The sequence below is a fragment of the Wolbachia endosymbiont (group B) of Melanargia galathea genome (assembly GCF_964030625.1).
Lineage (GTDB): Bacteria > Pseudomonadota > Alphaproteobacteria > Rickettsiales > Anaplasmataceae > Wolbachia.
In genome coordinates this window covers 979,066-995,967 of the sequence record NZ_OZ034910.1, presented here as the reverse complement: position 1 = coordinate 995,967, position 16,902 = coordinate 979,066, and the positions used below count along the sequence as shown (strand labels likewise).

Below are 16,902 nucleotides of genomic sequence, written 5' to 3'. Positions count from 1 at the left end.
TGAAAGTAATTTCTATTGCCAGAGGTTGTTATAATAGTTAAATGCTGCTGAAAACCGATTTGCTTATAGTTATGGAAGAAATTCTCTAATTGCATACCACACCATTCAATTGTAGTATGTCATTTTATACTTGATAAAAACGCTGTATTGTATTATAATATATCATCAAGAGATAATAAGGAGTTACATATGTCTTATATGAAAAACGAACAGGATATTCGCTCTCAGGGCGTTTATTATAGTGCTGGACTCAGGAGTTACCTAACTAAAGTATACAATTATATGGCTTTAGCTTTAGGTGTTACAGGGCTTGTTGCGTTTTTAACAGTGTTTTCTGGTCTTTTCCAGGTGATTTATTCCAATCCTGTTCTATCGCTTGTGGTAATGCTATCTCCAGTTGCATTGGTGTTTTATATGTCTTTTAGGCTTCAACACCTAAGTGCTCAGTCAACACTTACTGTATTTTTTCTATTCTCAGTTTTAATGGGAATTTCTTTATCTCATATTTTTATAATTTATACTGCAGAAAATATAGCGAGAGCATTTTTCATTACATCGATCATGTTTGGTTCTATGGCTTTATATGGTAATACTACAAAAAAAGATCTTACCAGCATGGGTTCTTTTTTGATTATGGGAATCTGGGGGTTAATCATTGCATCTATAGTTAATCTGTTTCTTGGAAGCAGTCCTCTCTATTTTGCAATATCGTTTGTATCAGTGATAGTGTTTACTTTAATGACCGCATACGATGCTCAGAGAATCAAAGATGTTTATTATAGATATAATGATGGCTCAGAAGTTGCAACTACTAAGCTGGCAATACTTGGTGCAACTAATCTTTACTTTGACTTCATCAATATATTCCTCAATTTACTCAGGTTACTTAACTTGTTCAACAATAAGGATTAGATGATTTCCTTTTTAAGGGGAAACAATAAAAGTTCTATAGTTTTCCTCCTAATATCTTTAGTGGTATTGATGCTGTGTCTTGCATATGCTTCAGTACCGTTGTATAGCATCTTTTGTAAAGCTACTGGATATGGTGGCACAACGAGAAAAGTAACTAATGCAACAATAAATGCAACTGACCAAAAAATCAGGGTTCACCTTAATGCTGATATAATATCAGGTCTGCCTTGGGAATTTAAATCAGAAACTAACTACATCGATACAAATATAGGGCAACAAAGTTTAGTATTTTATTATGCAAAAAATTTATCTGATCAGCCTTCTTTTGGAATGGCAGTGTATAATGTCACACCTTTTAAAGCAGGTAAATATTTCAATAAAGTTGCATGCTTTTGTTTTGAAGAGCAAATGCTGCTACCAAAACAAAAAGCGGCTATGCCCGTATCCTTTTACGTAGACCCTGAAATAATGCGTGACAATAGTACAAAAGATTTAAGTGAAATAACACTATCATATACGTTTTTTAAGCTTAAATAACAAACCTTTGACTATTGTTGATTTAAATAATAGTTATGCAACAGATCTATTTAATTGGGCAGAAGCACTTATTTGTTTTTTGCACACTAAGTACTTGTATTGCGGTTTTTGGTATTGCGAATTCCCATTCTTCACTATTTGCTTTACAGGCATTCCAGTACTCAGTTAACTCTTTATTACTTTTTATAGAGTCTGGCATTTTACTGTGAGGTTTTTTTTCTAATGTATGCTCAATTAGAATTTTACAGCAATCCTTGGATTTCGTTGACTTATCTCTACCATATAATTTAGCAACATAGTCTAAAGCGGTATTTCCACCATAGTTTTCATTTGGGTTATCATTTACTCCCGCTTTTATGAGAGCTTTTAATATATCTGGAGAACGAGCCAAAACGCAGGCATGTAAATATCCTTTTTCATTTTGCACATTAGCTCCTGCTTTTATTAAAACTTGCGCTAAATTTGTTAAAGTGTATAATTTATAATTAATGGCAATAGAAAAAAGACTATCTATTGGAAAGCCATCATAATCTTTCAAGTCAAATTGGTGATTAATATCAAACCCTTTTTTTTCCCAAGAAGTATATAAATATTTACAATAATCTCTTTTTTTATCTGATTTTTGTATTCTATATTCTAACCTTTCTTTTATTTTTTTTATTACATTGTTAACATCCAAATCATTATCTTCATCCACTTTGCACAACACATTGAATAAAACACCATAAAGCCAAATTTCTCTGTTCATGATAATTTGTGCCTCAAAACTATTAACAATACGCTTATGTAGTGTATAAACTCTAAATAACATTTTGCAAAATATTAATTGCTAGATAACATAATTAAAGTTTTTGTCTTACATTTATCATGGTTAGAGCTATACAAATTAAAAAAACTGGGGGGCCAGAAGTATTAGAATTTGTAGATAAGAGCATAGGTGAGCCAAAAGATGAGGAAGTCTTAATACGTCATACAACTATCGGCTTAAATCGTTATGATTTAGAACACAGAAAAGGTACACGCAAAATTAAAGATCTGCCATCAGTACTTGGAGTAGAGGCAGTAGGAGTTGTTGAAAAGCTTGGTAAAAAAATTAGTGATGGACTTAAGGTTGGAGATAGAGTTGGATATTGCACAGCTCCTCCAGGGGCATATTGTGAAAAGCGCATTGTACACCAGAAATATTTGATAAAAATTCCGAATGATATACCTGATGAAGTTGCTGCTGCAGTATTGTTTAAAGGTATGACAGCTCACTATTTAGTTAATCAATCTTATAAAATCAGGCCTGGTGCTTTTGTACTAGTTCATGGAGCTAATGGTGGTTTGGGGCAAATAATATGCCAATGGGCAAAGGATAAAAAAGGTATAGTGATAGGTTCTATAAGCTCTGACGAAAAAATGAAGATAGCTTTACAAAGTGGCTGCACATACGCAATAAACTACAATGATAAAGACTTCGTTTCTAAAATCATGGAGATTACGAAAAATAGAGGAGTAGGTGCGGTGTATGACCCTATAGGTTACGCTACAAGCAAGCTCTCTTTTGAATCTTTAGGTAAGTTTGGCATATATGTTTCCTATGGGCAGATATCAGGTAATGCTCCTATTAATTTCTCTTTACTTAGTTCGCGTTCGTTATTTGCAGCTGGAACTTCGATATATCACTACAAGCACAATAGACTTACGTTAGTGCTTACTGCAATGGAAATTTTTGAAATGATAAGAAAAAAACTTTTAATTGTACGAATTAATAAAAAATATAAATTTGATGAAATAATAGAGGCTCATCGTGACATGGAAAATAGAAAAGTAAGTGGGCTAAATATTATCAAAGTTTCTTAAATAACTTAGTAACCTAAAATAATTATTCATTAAGTCATATCAACAAGAATTTCACATGGTTAATTTTCTTTTTGGGAGAGTTAAAAGCATACAGCTGTAGCTAAACTGACTGAGATTTTTATACCGGACTAGTTTGAAAAACTTGTCATTCTGCTACTCGTTAGTGGCGTGGTAATGCAATGTTTTATCTATAGATATTATGTTCACAGTAGTTTCAAAAGAAGCTGAGTAAATAAGTTATATTTCAAATTAGATTTGGTGTCACATCTAACATTATAAGTATTATCACTTCAATAGTATATGGAGCTGTTATTTTTCTTTTAAATGAATGCTTTTTTCTGTTTTACAATAGTTTTAGAGTTAGTACTTAGAAAGTTTACATTGCTTTATGAATTGTCTCTGTTGTTCTGATATATCCAGTAATCATAAGTTCTCCTTTAATGGCATTTTGTTCTCATATTTTATATACCATTACACTCTGGGACCATACATATAAGGCTAAAGTGTGCTGAAAGTCAATTAAAAACTCCAAAAAGAATAACATAGAAGTATTGACTATAATGTGTTAGTATGTTAGCCTTTATATAAGTTTTAATTAAAGAGATAAGGTTATGAGTGGTTTCCAAGATCAAGAATTTAAATCAAATCTGATATATGAAATGGCAATAGCAGGGATATCCTGTGGAATAGTGGGGGGGATAGTAGCAGGCTTAGGAGCTATTGATGGAATTTTTACAAATTACGCTATAAGCTCTATTTCTGGTTTGTCACCTCTTGTTGCAGGTGGAATGGTTGGTGTTGGGTTTCTATTATCATCGTTATATGCAATAGCTTTAATAGCAAAACTCTCAACTTCGGGCTTTAAGGACTCTTCAAAAGAAATAGTGCAAGCAATTGCGTGTACTGGTGTTAGATTTGGGATAGGAGCAGGATTGGTTGCTCTTGGCTTTACATCACCAGCAGCTATAGGTGCTTTAACTTTTGTAGTGAGTGTGATTGCTTGTATTCCTTTAAATTTCTTAATTGATAAAGCAATTGAGTGCTTTTTTCCAGAAGGAAATAAACAGCCAGGTAGCTCAGTTGATAGTGATGTGAAAATTGTTGGTGGGTATACGTGCAGGGAAGTATCTTAAGAAACGATAGATAGAAGTTTTTGAAGAGGATTTAGCTCATTTTTTTCATGTTAAGTATAATTGAATTATCCGCTCAAGTCCTAATCCTGCATAGCTAGTTGATTTTTCCATCCAAGAATCATTTTATTAGCTTGCCTCAATGTTTCAATAGAAGGCAAGTCTTCTGTGCTTAGTGGTAGACGAACAGTTTTGTGTTCTATAAGCCCAATGTCATGCAAGAGTGCTTTAGTAGGTATTGGATTGCTGGCAGTAAATAGAGTTTTGCAAGCTTGTTGCCAACTGTCTGCCTGAGGGTTCTCGCCACTCATGCATTGCTTAACATATTCATGTACTACACGTGGCCAAACATTGGCAGCAACAGAAACCAGACCAGCCGCACCCTTAGCAGCCATATCGGGTATCATATTATCATCTCCGCAAAAGACCTCAATATTTGGTGCAACTTTCTTATACTGAGTTAAAGTATCAACGGTGCCACTTGAATCTTTGATAGCCCAAAATTTTTCGTGGCTGGATAAGTTGCGTACAGTTTCAGCGTGAAGACTCACTCCTGCTCTTGATGGAATATTGTAAAGCATGGCTGGCACATGTGCTTTTTCAAGCAGCTTTTCAAACCATAAAGTTTGCCCCATGATTCCAGGCTTTGCATAAATGGGAGTTGTCATTAGATAGCCATGAATAGGCATACCCTTGCAAAAATCAAGCCATTCAAGAGTCTGATATAGATTCACTCCTGGTACACCAATTATAATTTTCGTATTTAATTTTAGCTCACATACAAATTCAACTAATGTGCGCTTTTCAGAATCAGTAAGTGATAAGCTTTCACCTGTGCTACCTAGCAACACTACACCATTTTCAGCTTCAGCTTGCATTGTTAGTAAACGCTGCAAGCTTTGGTAATCTATACTATCTCCACTGCAATTAAAAGGAGTAACACAAGCAGTCCATAAAAATGTAGATTTCAATTGAAGTTATTAAAATGGTATTTCATCATCGATTAGTTCGTCTTTTATATCGTTGTCAAAACTTCCGTGTTTATCTTTTTGTTCTGTTTCATTTTGTTTGTATTCACTTGGCTTGTAATCAGAGTTTGACATACTGTTGCGTGAATCTAAAAGGGTAAGGGCACTATTAAAGTTATATAGCACCACCTCTGTCGTATACCTTTCGCTACCATTTTGGTCAGTCCATTTTCTAGTTCTCAGAGAACCTTCAACGTAAACTTTACTACCTTTGCGCGCAAAATCCTTAACAATTTTTACTAATCCTTCACTAAAAATTACAATATTATGCCATTCTGTCTTTTCAGAGCGCGTACCAGAAAATTTGTCAGTCCAACTTTCAGATGTGGCTATCGAAAAACTTGCCATCTCTTTTCCATTTTGTGTAGTCCTAATTTCAGGATCTTTTCCTAAATTACCAACTAATATGACTTTATTTATAGTACCACTAGACATAATTATGCTTTAAAATAAATCTCTTTATTATCTTATGTGAGAGTATTATTGTCAAATTTAATTAAAAACGCGCTTGGAGGGATTCGAACCCACGACCTTTGCCTCCGGAGGGCAACGCTCTATCCAACTGAGCTACAAGCGCAGATGTATTAGATTATTTAATAGATAAACTATCTAAATCAAATTTTTGTTCTGGATAAAGCGTAAACATAATACCTCCATGTCCAAAATGTACATTTTTAGAATTGCTTATCCGTTCTTTTGTTATCTTTTGGTTTACAGCCCATGAAAAAGTTACATAATTTTCAGTTACTGAGTGCACTTTTAAATCCTTAGTATTTATAAACAACTTTCCATTTACCCATATTTTCCATGTATCGGGGGAAAAGTATAAAATTGAATCTAAACTGACTACTTTACAATTGAAATTTTCTTCCTCTGTAACTCCTGAAGACTGTAAGTTAAACTTTTCCATCTCACTAACTATTCTATTAACCTGCTCTTCATCAAAAAAAATGCTTTTTATGCTACCATATTGCGATAAAGTACTCTCTGCTGCCTCTTTTATTATATCGTCTCGATCTATATAATAATTGTTGATAAAAAAACACTCCTTCGCACGCAAATTTGCTATATCAATGAAGTCATTTATTTCTTGATTTCCAACTTTTAAAATACTTTTTAAGTACTTCTTTTCTATAATCATTCCATCATTAGAATGATGACAGACCATTTCATCATTGCCTTGTCTTTCTATATATACACATAAATTTTCACTATTTAACCCTAATATTTTATGCTCAATAAAATCTTCATTACTAATATGCTGTTGGCAAGAATATTTTTTACAAATCCCTATATTTTCTACAAGATCTTCGCAATTGCAATATGCACTAACATTAAAAAACAGCAGCGTAAAAATAAAAAACAACTTTATATTCATCTACTTAATATGGTATACCAATCAAAAACTATACTAGCTCTCACTATCTCTATCATATTACCACTTAAAATCTGGTTTATAGCTGCAGAATCTATATTTCTCTGCTTATTCAAGGTAAGAGATCTGATCATAACATAACCAGGAAGATTTGGAATAGACTGTAGAAATAAAAAAATATGCTTATCGCTAATTGAGCTTAAACTTAGAACCACTTCACTTCTTATTACTTTTGTATGTTCACTTTTATTGTGGAGTTCAGCTTCTTCAGGTATAGAAATTGATATTTCAGGTTCTAACATGTAGTGTTTTTTATATAGCTTGTTAAGCTCAAAATTTAAATTTGTAATGTATCTGCTACTATGTAAGTTTGAAGAAGAAATTCTTTTCCATAAATCTAGGTTTTTATTTAGAACGACTTCTTTCTTTTGAATTTCAATGATCTGTAAATTAATAGAGCGTATTTCCTCAGCTGCAGTTTGATTTTTATTATAAACCTTTTTGTTATAGATAATAAAACACGTTGATAACCCTATTAATACAATAGATAACAATAAGTAATATATGCACTGAATTGTAGCTTTTCTTTTTAGTTGAGAGATAGTCATCAATCTACATTGCCTCTCCTATTTCAACATCAATAGATAGATTTTTCTCTTTAGTAGTAGGTAAGCTAGAGATACTAATATCATGAGTACGGAAATTATCGTTTAAATTTTTCTGTAGTTTCTCGTATTGATAAGAAATGTCTTTACCAGATTGAAAATTAAACCTTAAAGTTGTGGTAATATAACTTTTTGCCTCATTATAATTCCACTCAAACGATTGAAGCTCTACACCTGGTACTTTTAACTTTTCTGCATACTTAATTTGTGTAAGGGGAGAGTACTCTATTTTTGATAAAATATTATTTATATTAATAAAATCGTAAACTTCATCTATCTTTTTTACATTATAGATTTGGCTAAGTTTTATTAGTTTGTTATTTAAAGCACTCCGCGTTGCAGATAAATTATCAGCAACATTAAAATTTGAATACAAATTTTGCAAACAAAAGGCGTTAATTACAACTAAAACCAAGAGTAGGTATAGAAAAATTTGAGGAGAATTTAAATAAAGATAATTAAATAGATAAAATTCTTTAGTTTCTTTTGTGTTAAAAATATTTATTGGCTTATTCTTAAAGCTGTGAAACAAAATTGTAGTATCACAAAAGCTATCTTTTTCGCTTATAGCTAATTCTGCCCCCAATAGTTTACCCAGCTCATATGGAGTCAATATGTTCACACTATTCTCTGAAAAATTTATAACTGATAAACTAGATTTAATAGCTTCTGATACTATAATGCAGAGGTCGACAGGGTCATTTTTTTCAAATCCAAACTTAGTTAAAGATTGAATTGTATTTTTCACTTCCTGATATATTTCACCAGCAATGATTCCTGGTAAATTATCATTAGTAAATGGTATTAAACGTGTAAATATCATTTTGTTCTCTTTAAGAACCACTTGTCTATAGCCACCTGTTTTAGTTGCAGCAACTATAATTTTCCAGTTACTAGGATCTTTGTGTAGAATCTTTTTTGCTATACTGACTAGTTCTATAGGAAACATTAATATTCCTTTAAAGTTAGAGCCTATTTCAACAAACACGTCCAACCAATATTCTATTAAATGATTTGCTTTTGATGAAACAAATAGATACCACCAGTTTTGATTAAATTTATTCGGCTTTTCGACCAAGAGAATAGAATTTATATCGTTATTATGAGCAAAATGCTCTACTTTTGTTTTTGCTGATAGATAAGCACTAATCCTATTTACTCTTGGGATAGACTGTAGCAAATAGTTCTGATCAGTGTGATTGAGAACCAGATATAAGGGTGCTTTTTTATCTGATGAGAGACATGAAATTAAGTCAGAAACAACTTTATTATTTTTGTCCTTAGCAAAATATCTTTTATTTAAAGTATCATTTTTAAAATATAGTAACATTGTGCCTTCTTTTCCTATAGAAAGCATAAACTTACTTTTGGGTTTTGACCCAAACATATTAACAAAGTGTATACTCATCTAGAATTAAAAAGGTAATTTATTGAAATTCATTAAACATTAGATGACAATATTACTTATATTATAAGTTTTTGATAAAATTAGTAGTAATATTAACCCTTTTGTATGATGAAGGTTTTTTATATTTGTGCTAGACACAACTTAACCTGACAAACGAGGATTAATTATATCTCAGCTTGATATTTTATTCTCCAACAGACTGAAAATTGAATTAAGCTAAAGACTTGATTTGACGCACGTTGTTGCACATTACCATTTAGTATACTTGAACTGAACATTTTCAGTGAATCCATCTGGCATGACTGAAACTTTTGTATTCATATTTATTTTTAAGTAATTTACTAGCTCATCAACTAATATATCAGGAGCAGAAGCACCTGCAGTAATTCCTATTTTTTCTGCGCCCTGCAACCAATTTTTGTTCATACATTTATAATTATCAATCAAATAGGCTCTTTTTCCTGTGGAAATGCACAGGTCTAATAAACGGTTTGAATTTGAACTGTTTTTGCTTCCTACAATTAACACTACGTCTGTAATTTTAGCCAATTTTTTAACAGCGTTCTGCCTATTTTGTGTTGCATAGCATATATCTTTTAAGTCGGGGCCTGTAATGCTTGGAAATCTGAGCTTCAGTGTAGCAATAATTTCTTTGGTATCGTCAATACTTAACGTGGTTTGTGTTACATAAGATAAATTATCTGGATCTTTGATTTGTAAATTGTATACGTCTTGCATAGTTTGCACTAGAGATATAGGATTACTTACTCTTCCTATAATTCCTTTAACTTCTGGATGATTTTCATGTCCAATTAGAATTAATTCTTTACCACTATCCTCATACCTTTTTGCCTCTTTATGTACTTTGCTAACTAATGGACATGTTGCATCAATCACTTGAACACCCTTTCTTTTTGCCTCATCCTCTATACTTTTCGACACTCCATGTGCACTGAAGATCAATATTCCTCTATTGTCTTTAATGTCTTCTATGCTGCTTACAAAAACCACTCCTTGTTTCTTAAAGCCCTCTACTATATATTTATTATGAACGATTTCGTGTAGTACATAAACTTGGCGTTCATTTTTGTATTTCTCTAAAGTGATTGCTAATATGTCTACAGCTCTTTTAACCCCTGCACAGAAACCGCGTGGTTCAGCTAAGATAATCTCCATTTTTTAAGTAAGTATGTAAACATTGCTAAAAAGTAAGCTCCGCTCACTATGTTTCATATCATGACTGCTTTACTATAATTTCAAATTTATCACTACCAAGACTCTTGTTAATATACCAGGAACCGTCATCTTTAATTGTAAATTCAGGACTCTTGAGGTCTCTTTTTATTGTCTTTCCATCTTGGCCATCCATAGCAATATGGATATCGAATGTAACGATGTCTATATTTACCATGGCTTTTTTCCCACTGTGTGAATTTAGACTAAACTTGCCCAACATGACATCATTAATACTCACTTCTCCTGCATAAGTATCACACTGACCATCTACACAACACTCACTTTCAATATAAAAAAGATCTGACATATTTATATCTATAAAAAAAAGAACTAAACTTACATACTAAATATAGCTTATCATTAATAAGCAATTACAGATTACTTTGGCTACAACAATAATGCAACAGACATAATTAATTGTATAAGAAACTACACTTTAGAGAAATGGTTGTTTGGTTTTTTTATTAATTTTTTTCACCATACTGTCAATCATGTGTTTTATTCCTTGATATACAGAGTGTGTACTTTCATCACTACGCATATAAGCAGAGCAGGAAAATATATTATGCTTTTCGTCTTCTATTGATAGCTTTGTATCGCATGTTATATGTTCGCCGCCGAGCTTCTCTATCAACTGGTCTTTGTCGTCTCCTATAGTTACCTTAATCTTACTTTCTTCTTTACCTATTTTGCTACTTAAAATTAAAACAATAATGGCTGGAGATATACATATAGTTCCTATTGGCTTTTTTGCAACAAAGAACTCTGAGACTAATCTTTCAAACTCAGGCATTACTGTTTTATTTTCAGCTAAGTCAGATAAATTTTTCGCAACTCCATATCCACCAGGTACGACTAGCATGTCAAAATTTTCAGCTTTAGCTTCTCTTAAATCATTTATCTCACCTCTTGCAATTCTTGCTGATTCTACAAGTACATTCCTTTTTTCTTTTACTGCTTCTTTTGTTTTGTGATTCATAACTTGTGTGATATCAACATCAGGAGCAAAGCACGTGACTTCAACTTCCTGCTGATCAAGCACAAGCAAACTTAAAACTGCTTCTCTCACCTCTGTGCCGTCGAGGTGGCCGCATCCTGATAAAACCACAGCGGCTCTTAATTTTTTCTCACCCATAAAATACCTTGATTTCATATAATCTAGGTATTGTAATACAAATTCCATATTTGGAAAGGAGTAATTATTTTATGTCAATTATAATATAATTAATAATTAGTATATATAATTAGGCATATTTATAATTGATGGGAATTGAATATGGTACAAGGTGGTGCAGTAGATACTGGTAACAGCGAGTACCTTGCTCAAGGTATATTTGAAATTATTCAAGGAGATAAAGCTTTACAGGAAGAAGCAAGAAAGTTTTTGGATCAAAATGAAGATCTGAAAAATTTAGATTCAACTAAAAAGGCAGACATAATCAGTTTATTAGAAAATGAGAAAAGCGAAAAATTTTTTACAGCTGTGTCAAAAAAATTATCAGGAAGAGAAAAATTCAAAAAACTAGCTGAGCAAGTTGGTAAAAATCTAGTAATGGAGGAAAAACTTGAAGCTTTAGGCAACCAACTGTTAGTTCAAGGAGTTATAAGTGGAGCAGCATTTACAACATTGACAGGTGCATTAGTAGGTACATTAGCAATAGGGGGAGTGGCTGGTGCATTGTTGGGTGGTGGAATAGCGTTGTTAGGGCTTTTAGCAATAGCGGCTATAGCTGCTATTGGTTATGCCATATATCAGCATAGAGATGAAATAAAAGAAAATGCAGATAAAAGTATTGGTAAAGTAAAAGAGGGTGCAATTGAATGCGGAAAAGCAGTGAAAAGTTTTGTGAAAGATGTGATCGATGAATTGACTTGGGAAAAGATTAACTTCTCTAGATTAGAGAAAGAGTTCATTGATGATATGGTATACCCTGAAAACGCTGAAAAATCAAAAGAGGCCCAGAATAAAATAAGGATCATAAAAATGCTTAAAAATGAAGAGCAACGATCTGCTATACAAGAGTTAGTAAAGAATGGAACTATTCAAAATTTTTTAGAAGTTGATATGATCAGACTTCTGGAAAAGGGCATCAGTACTCATAAGGAAGATATGCAGAAATTGCTAGATTTGATGAAAGATTTTCTACCTGCAATTATGGCAATTGGTAATAATAAAATAGAGGAGGTGGAAAAAAAGGTTAATGAGAAAGTTCAGAAAATAGAACCAAGTCCTAAATTAGATAGTTCAAGTGCTGAACGAGTTAGTGAAGGAGGGAAAGAAATGGGTTGATACATTTGAAGAGCGTTTTAATGTATCTGTCTATCTTATTTTGCCACCCTGCTAAGCGGACACAAAAAATTACTTCCGCATATTTTAAATCTCATTATAATTACAAATAGAGATATTTTAAGAGCTCAAAATCTATCTTTAGTCTGCAGACTTTTTAATCAAACTTATTAAAAATGTATTCTTCAGTGTATATCTGTCGTATGTGCACTGCATTTTTTTCTAATCTTTTTTACAGGGGGATTTTATGTCCAGAATTCCAGATATTTGACCTTTACTTTAGCTAATAAAAACCAACTGGTACCTGCGGTTTTTATAGCTACGTTTCTCAAACAAGTTTCAAATGAATAGATTTCTTGCATAACTGGAATTCAAAAGTTGATGTCATTCTAGCGCGTGACGCTAGAATCCAGTCCTTTTGTGCAAAAAACGTTGTAAAGTAACTTAGTTGGATCCCAGTGTCAGCTACTCTGATGACAAGACAGGTTTCAATATTTGCATGCATCTAAACAGATAAGCAATTACTATCAGAAAGAGGTAGACTATGCTACTCCTTTCTATCCGTTTTCTTGAGCAACCTGCTTTCAAGTCTAACACACATCTCAGTAATTATAATATCCAATTTTTGATCGTGTTTTTCCACAGGTAAATTTTTACAATATTGCTTCTCATAGGCTACACCTATAAATATTTTTCCAAGTGGCCGTAATTTTTTTATCATTTCATCATACCAACCACCGCCAAAACCTAACCTATTAAAATGATCATCAAAAGCAATAACAGGAGTAATGATTGTATCGGGGATTATATCTTCATCTGCTTTATTCCATTCCTCAAATTTTAATAACTTGTTTTTATTAGGGACTGCTACTTTATAATCTAAATCGAGTAAACGATGCATCAAAGGCACAACATTAATTTCTCCGTCTGTTGGAATGTACGCTGCTATTGTTTTACCTTTAACGTAGCTTAAGTTCTGATTAAAGAGATTAATAAGGGAACTTGCTGCATAACTGGAATAACTTTCATCAACATCTTTTCTTATGGTTCTATATTGCTTCCTTAGTTCCTCTTTGTGCTGTTTAGTGTCTTTGAACATGTTCTATCCATTTTGCAGTGAGCTTTTCTTGTAAACTATTTTGCTTCAAGCGCTCACTTAAAAAATCAAAGTCAACAAGCTCCATATCCTGGTCTTGATTACTGCAACTATAAACAAAACTTATTTCTCCTGTTTCCTTATTTATGTGTTGCTGAATACATTGAGCGCAGATTTCTTTCATCATGCACTGCATAGGAGAGTTAACTGATGATATTGCTATGTGTTTTGGTTTTAGATATGGCTTTAAAATTGTTTTTCTAGCTTCATTTATAGCTTTCATCATTTTATCAGAACCAATAGTGATGATTTTATCTATAGTGTTTAAACTAATAGTAATTTTACCTAACTTTCCTTGCTGATATGAGATTATTGCATCAACTATATTACCATGAAAGGATTTATCCTGTTCTCTGCTTGTTTCTATCAATCCTTCTTCACATGCCCAAATTACTGCACTTGATGCACGTTCTATCAGTGCTCGTTTAAATACATCACTTAATTTTTTATAGCCAGCGAAATATAAAACCTTATGATTGTTTTCAAGACATGCCTTCCCTATCGAAAATAACACTGCATTTCCAACTCCACCGCCAATGAGCATTATATTCTTCATAAACTTTTTATGGAGTAGAAAACCTCTCTAACTTCAATTAAACTGATAACTAACAGCTGCATTTTTACGCATATTATCCAATAACAGGTTGCTTTGTATCATAATCTTTTGTTGATACATTTCCTGTTTGATTGCTTCTATATCCATTGCATTATTTTTGATATCACATAACATCATCAACTTTGCAGTGCTATTTTCTCTTAATTCTACTATTTCATTCATATTTGTTTTACTAAATAAAATCTGTAAATCAGGATTTAAATTTCGCATTTTTATTTCAAACTCTTTTACGCTTGGCAACTTGAAATCATCTGCTAACTTGTCAAAATTTAAACAACTGACCTTTTGCTCCTTAAAACTAGAGAGTAAACTTTCTGAACCTTCAACTACAACCTGTTTCAGTTTTAAAGTACTTTTCAGCATTGTATGATTAAGCTGTACTTTATCTATGACTTTTATAACAGAGTAACCTTCGCTTAAACTAACCGGACCTGCTACATCACTGATTTCTAATCCTTCCAAAACGTCCTTGAGTTTACCTTTTAGCTGACTTAAATTAACGGTTGCTTTGCTCATCTTTATTGAAGATTCTGGATTATTACTGGTACGTAATTTTTTTACTAAGTCTTCAGCTATCTTCTGATCGGGAATTATGAACTCCTGAAACGTAATAAGGTAATCAGACTTCTCTTTTTGCTTTCTTGCATCATCCACTTCTTGATCGCTGATATTAATAAGCGGTACAACTCCTACTTCAATAATCTTGTTCCACAGCAGCTGACACTTTATTTGTTTTTTTAGGGTATTGAGATCTATATTATGCTTTTTTACGTATTGATCAACTTCATCAGCCTTAAGTTTTAAACTTTGAGTTAAGAATAACGTGACAGCATTATTTAACTCCTCGTTACTCAATTCTATATTCATCTTCTGTGCTTCGCTGACAATGATAATTTCGTCTATTAACTGTCTTAGAATTTGAGATTTTACCTCTTTTTGATTAATCTTCTGAGTGCCAAGCAATGAATTTATGAAGTTTATACGTCTTTCGATATCTAAATTTGAAATTGGCTCACCATTTACATCTGCAACAATTTCAATCTCAGTTGCAAGTAACCTAAGCGGCAGCATTATTAATATCAAAATTAGTATTTTATGCATATAAAATTATTTAGCTAATAACTAATTCTATAATAAATACTGAATAAACGCTAGCTAACTTTTTAATAATTAAAAAAGAGGGTGAAATTACTGTAATGAATACCTAAACAATAATATACGGAAGGAGAGGGATTCGAACCCTCGATACGACTTTTCAATCGTATAACGGTTTAGCAAACCGCCGCCTTCAGCCGCTCGGCCACCCTTCCAAGTTTAGAACTTAAGATTATATAATATCAAGACCTTTACTGCCTGTCTAATGCTTTTAATTGCAATATTTGTATCTGTTCAGATGCATGCAAATATTGAAACCTGTCTTGTCATCAGAGTAGCTGACACTGGGATCCAACTAAGTTACTTTACAACGTTTTTTGTGCGAAAGGACTGGATCCCAGTGGGCTTTGTTGCACCACTCAAGGAAAGAACAGGCAGTTACTGATGGAATTTGTTATAAAATAGATATTTAGCCGACAAAGGAAAAATATGTCAATAAGAATGAAAGTCAGTAACTGCAATGAATATAACAAATTTCTTCAAGAAAGGGGAAATGTTTTTCATTATATCAACGATGCCATTGAAAATTGGTACGAAAATAGTCCAAAAGTAGCAGGTGGCAACAATGTCTACAGCGACAAAGTAGTGATTCTAATTCACATAATAACCTATCTATTCAGGATTGGTCTTAGGCAAACAGTGGGATTTATAGAGAAATATCTTGAGCAAATAGGGAAAATTTTGCAAATTATCAGCTATTCGCAGGCTTCAAGAAGGTTTAAAAAGCTTAATATCAAAATCAACGACTGCAGAGTTGATAAGAACGATATGGAAGATATTGAAATTGCTATAGATAGTACAGGTATCAGCATCTACAATAATATTCCAGGCCATAGTAAGGCAAATGGTACAGATAGAAAGTATCGCCGCTATGAGCAAACAAGAAAGCTACATGTAATGCTAGAGATAGGTAGTAAAAAAGTTATAGCTGCAAAATACAGTAGTGGAGTTTATTCCGACCACTATGGAGCCTGTGATCTTATTGAAAGAGTGGATACCAAGTATAACATAAGCACGATATATGCAGATAGGGCATATAATCGAAAGAAGTTATACAAACTGTGCGATGAGCTTGACATAAAGACAAGGATTCCTCCGCAAAATAATGCAGTAGAGCATCCAAAGTTGGATTATATGAATGAGAGAAATTCTACAATCAAGCTCATAAAGTCATATGATGAAGATGGTATGAAGAGGTGGAAAAAAGAGATAAATTATTGGAAGAGATCTTATATAGAAAGTTTTTTCTCGCGACTGAAGCAAATATTTGGATTTAGTTTTAGGAATAAATCTGAGATTAATCGTGAGAAGGAACTGCTACTCAAGTGTTATTTGCTTAACAAATTTACTGAAATAGGCATGGCTAAGTTTGATATAGCTTCATGAATTTATTATACATTACCCACTATCCGAAGAGCTGTGCAACAAAGCCATCCCAGTGTCAAGCACTGGGATGACACCATTTGTTGTAAACTCACTTTTACTCTATGGTTATACTACCACCGCTATCCTGAACGGATACCAATATTTACCCATTAAAAACAACAACATT

General features: G+C 32.7%; 18 protein-coding genes and 2 tRNA genes. 6 read left to right on the top strand and 14 right to left on the bottom strand.

Annotated features, from left to right (window positions below):
- Positions 1 to 189 precede the first annotated feature (189 nt).
- Positions 190 to 912, top strand: coding sequence for a Bax inhibitor-1/YccA family protein (locus AAHF52_RS04420; protein ID WP_007302228.1), 723 nt, complete (start codon positions 190 to 192; stop codon positions 910 to 912).
- Positions 913 to 1,449 carry a cytochrome c oxidase assembly protein gene (locus tag AAHF52_RS04415; protein WP_010407017.1) on the top strand — a complete coding sequence of 179 codons (537 nt, stop codon included), beginning with the start codon at positions 913 to 915 and terminating at the stop codon, positions 1,447 to 1,449.
- A gap of 46 nt (positions 1,450 to 1,495) precedes the next feature.
- On the opposite strand, the gene AAHF52_RS04410 is transcribed toward AAHF52_RS04415, so the two are convergent.
- A complete protein-coding gene (locus AAHF52_RS04410; protein WP_214303448.1) occupies positions 1,496 to 2,197 on the bottom strand; it encodes an ankyrin repeat domain-containing protein in 702 nt (233 codons plus the stop codon).
- Between the two features lie 119 nt (positions 2,198 to 2,316).
- On the opposite strand from AAHF52_RS04410, the gene AAHF52_RS04405 reads away from it, so the two are divergent.
- Positions 2,317 to 3,294 (top strand): quinone oxidoreductase family protein, encoded by a 978-nt coding sequence (locus tag AAHF52_RS04405; protein ID WP_007302226.1) that lies wholly within the window; start codon positions 2,317 to 2,319, stop codon positions 3,292 to 3,294.
- A 611-nt stretch (positions 3,295 to 3,905) separates the two neighbouring features.
- Positions 3,906 to 4,427, top strand: a complete 522-nt coding sequence (locus AAHF52_RS04400; protein WP_264376661.1) for a hypothetical protein — start codon at positions 3,906 to 3,908, stop codon at positions 4,425 to 4,427.
- 80 nt (positions 4,428 to 4,507) lie between these two features.
- Here AAHF52_RS04400 and dapA read toward each other — a convergent pair whose 3' ends face one another.
- The 9 genes from dapA to elbB form a co-directional block, all read right to left on the bottom strand.
- Complete coding sequence (gene dapA, locus AAHF52_RS04395) at positions 4,508 to 5,395, bottom strand: 4-hydroxy-tetrahydrodipicolinate synthase (RefSeq protein WP_264376660.1); 888 nt, start codon at positions 5,393 to 5,395, stop codon at positions 4,508 to 4,510.
- Between the two features lie 9 nt (positions 5,396 to 5,404).
- Entirely contained in the window at positions 5,405 to 5,887 is a 483-nt protein-coding gene (gene ssb, locus AAHF52_RS04390) for a single-stranded DNA-binding protein (protein WP_006014313.1), read from the bottom strand.
- 68 nt (positions 5,888 to 5,955) lie between these two features.
- Positions 5,956 to 6,029 (bottom strand) — tRNA-Arg (locus AAHF52_RS04385).
- Between the two features lie 12 nt (positions 6,030 to 6,041).
- On the bottom strand, positions 6,042 to 6,830 hold the full coding sequence (locus AAHF52_RS04380) for a hypothetical protein (RefSeq protein WP_052264933.1): 789 nt from the start codon (positions 6,828 to 6,830) through the stop codon (positions 6,042 to 6,044).
- A complete protein-coding gene (locus AAHF52_RS04375) occupies positions 6,827 to 7,435 on the bottom strand; it encodes a hypothetical protein (protein WP_264376659.1) in 609 nt (202 codons plus the stop codon). Before AAHF52_RS04375 ends, AAHF52_RS04380 begins: the two co-directional genes overlap by 4 nt.
- Before the next feature lie 4 nt (positions 7,436 to 7,439).
- Complete coding sequence (locus AAHF52_RS04370) at positions 7,440 to 8,879, bottom strand: hypothetical protein (protein ID WP_264376884.1); 1,440 nt, start codon at positions 8,877 to 8,879, stop codon at positions 7,440 to 7,442.
- A gap of 270 nt (positions 8,880 to 9,149) precedes the next feature.
- The gene (ispH, locus tag AAHF52_RS04365; RefSeq protein WP_007302221.1) at positions 9,150 to 10,076 is read right to left on the bottom strand and encodes a 4-hydroxy-3-methylbut-2-enyl diphosphate reductase; all 927 of its coding nucleotides are present in this window, start codon (positions 10,074 to 10,076) and stop codon (positions 9,150 to 9,152) included.
- 58 nt (positions 10,077 to 10,134) lie between these two features.
- Positions 10,135 to 10,443: a hypothetical protein gene (locus AAHF52_RS04360; RefSeq protein ID WP_052264887.1), complete on the bottom strand. Its 309-nt coding sequence runs from the start codon at positions 10,441 to 10,443 to the stop codon at positions 10,135 to 10,137.
- Between the two features lie 129 nt (positions 10,444 to 10,572).
- Positions 10,573 to 11,271 (bottom strand): isoprenoid biosynthesis glyoxalase ElbB, encoded by a 699-nt coding sequence (elbB, locus tag AAHF52_RS04355; RefSeq protein WP_214303179.1) that lies wholly within the window; start codon positions 11,269 to 11,271, stop codon positions 10,573 to 10,575.
- A 141-nt stretch (positions 11,272 to 11,412) separates the two neighbouring features.
- Here elbB and AAHF52_RS04350 point away from each other — a divergent pair, with 141 nt between their 5' ends.
- A complete protein-coding gene (locus AAHF52_RS04350; RefSeq protein ID WP_264376658.1) occupies positions 11,413 to 12,426 on the top strand; it encodes a hypothetical protein in 1,014 nt (337 codons plus the stop codon).
- A gap of 544 nt (positions 12,427 to 12,970) precedes the next feature.
- Here the strand turns inward: AAHF52_RS04350 and AAHF52_RS04345 are convergent.
- From AAHF52_RS04345 to AAHF52_RS04330, 4 genes are all read right to left on the bottom strand, one after another.
- Positions 12,971 to 13,522, bottom strand: coding sequence for a 5-formyltetrahydrofolate cyclo-ligase (locus AAHF52_RS04345; protein ID WP_019236783.1), 552 nt, complete (start codon positions 13,520 to 13,522; stop codon positions 12,971 to 12,973).
- Positions 13,506 to 14,135 (bottom strand): hypothetical protein, encoded by a 630-nt coding sequence (locus AAHF52_RS04340; RefSeq protein ID WP_019236782.1) that lies wholly within the window; start codon positions 14,133 to 14,135, stop codon positions 13,506 to 13,508. The genes AAHF52_RS04345 and AAHF52_RS04340 overlap by 17 nt, the downstream gene beginning before the upstream one ends.
- 33 nt (positions 14,136 to 14,168) lie before the next feature.
- Positions 14,169 to 15,296: a SurA N-terminal domain-containing protein gene (locus tag AAHF52_RS04335; protein ID WP_019236781.1), complete on the bottom strand. Its 1,128-nt coding sequence runs from the start codon at positions 15,294 to 15,296 to the stop codon at positions 14,169 to 14,171.
- Positions 15,297 to 15,414: 118 nt separating this feature from the next.
- A tRNA-Ser gene (locus AAHF52_RS04330) sits at positions 15,415 to 15,505 on the bottom strand.
- A gap of 274 nt (positions 15,506 to 15,779) precedes the next feature.
- Here AAHF52_RS04330 and AAHF52_RS04325 point away from each other — a divergent pair.
- The gene (locus AAHF52_RS04325) at positions 15,780 to 16,736 is read left to right on the top strand and encodes an IS5 family transposase (RefSeq protein ID WP_264376809.1); all 957 of its coding nucleotides are present in this window, start codon (positions 15,780 to 15,782) and stop codon (positions 16,734 to 16,736) included.
- Positions 16,737 to 16,902: the final 166 nt, after the last annotated feature.

Bases quoted from the DNA above. Each gene is read 5' to 3' on its own strand.
- AAHF52_RS04360 (WP_052264887.1), bottom strand. From the start codon at position 10,443: ATGTCAGATCTTTTTTATATTGAAAGTGAGTGTTGTGTAGATGGTCAG.
- AAHF52_RS04400 (WP_264376661.1), top strand. From the start codon at position 3,906: ATGAGTGGTTTCCAAGATCAAGAATTTAAATCAAATCTGATATATGAA.
- AAHF52_RS04335 (WP_019236781.1), bottom strand. From the start codon at position 15,296: ATGCATAAAATACTAATTTTGATATTAATAATGCTGCCGCTTAGGTTA.
- AAHF52_RS04345 (WP_019236783.1), bottom strand. From the start codon at position 13,522: ATGTTCAAAGACACTAAACAGCACAAAGAGGAACTAAGGAAGCAATAT.
- AAHF52_RS04380 (WP_052264933.1), bottom strand. From the start codon at position 6,830: ATGAATATAAAGTTGTTTTTTATTTTTACGCTGCTGTTTTTTAATGTT.
- AAHF52_RS04415 (WP_010407017.1), top strand. From the start codon at position 913: ATGATTTCCTTTTTAAGGGGAAACAATAAAAGTTCTATAGTTTTCCTC.
- AAHF52_RS04375 (WP_264376659.1), bottom strand. From the start codon at position 7,435: ATGACTATCTCTCAACTAAAAAGAAAAGCTACAATTCAGTGCATATAT.
- AAHF52_RS04340 (WP_019236782.1), bottom strand. From the start codon at position 14,135: ATGAAGAATATAATGCTCATTGGCGGTGGAGTTGGAAATGCAGTGTTA.
- ssb (WP_006014313.1), bottom strand. From the start codon at position 5,887: ATGTCTAGTGGTACTATAAATAAAGTCATATTAGTTGGTAATTTAGGA.
- AAHF52_RS04325 (WP_264376809.1), top strand. From the start codon at position 15,780: ATGTCAATAAGAATGAAAGTCAGTAACTGCAATGAATATAACAAATTT.
- AAHF52_RS04410 (WP_214303448.1), bottom strand. From the start codon at position 2,197: ATGAACAGAGAAATTTGGCTTTATGGTGTTTTATTCAATGTGTTGTGC.
- elbB (WP_214303179.1), bottom strand. From the start codon at position 11,271: ATGGGTGAGAAAAAATTAAGAGCCGCTGTGGTTTTATCAGGATGCGGC.
- AAHF52_RS04350 (WP_264376658.1), top strand. From the start codon at position 11,413: ATGGTACAAGGTGGTGCAGTAGATACTGGTAACAGCGAGTACCTTGCT.
- AAHF52_RS04405 (WP_007302226.1), top strand. From the start codon at position 2,317: ATGGTTAGAGCTATACAAATTAAAAAAACTGGGGGGCCAGAAGTATTA.
- AAHF52_RS04420 (WP_007302228.1), top strand. From the start codon at position 190: ATGTCTTATATGAAAAACGAACAGGATATTCGCTCTCAGGGCGTTTAT.
- ispH (WP_007302221.1), bottom strand. From the start codon at position 10,076: ATGGAGATTATCTTAGCTGAACCACGCGGTTTCTGTGCAGGGGTTAAA.
- AAHF52_RS04370 (WP_264376884.1), bottom strand. From the start codon at position 8,879: ATGTTTGGGTCAAAACCCAAAAGTAAGTTTATGCTTTCTATAGGAAAA.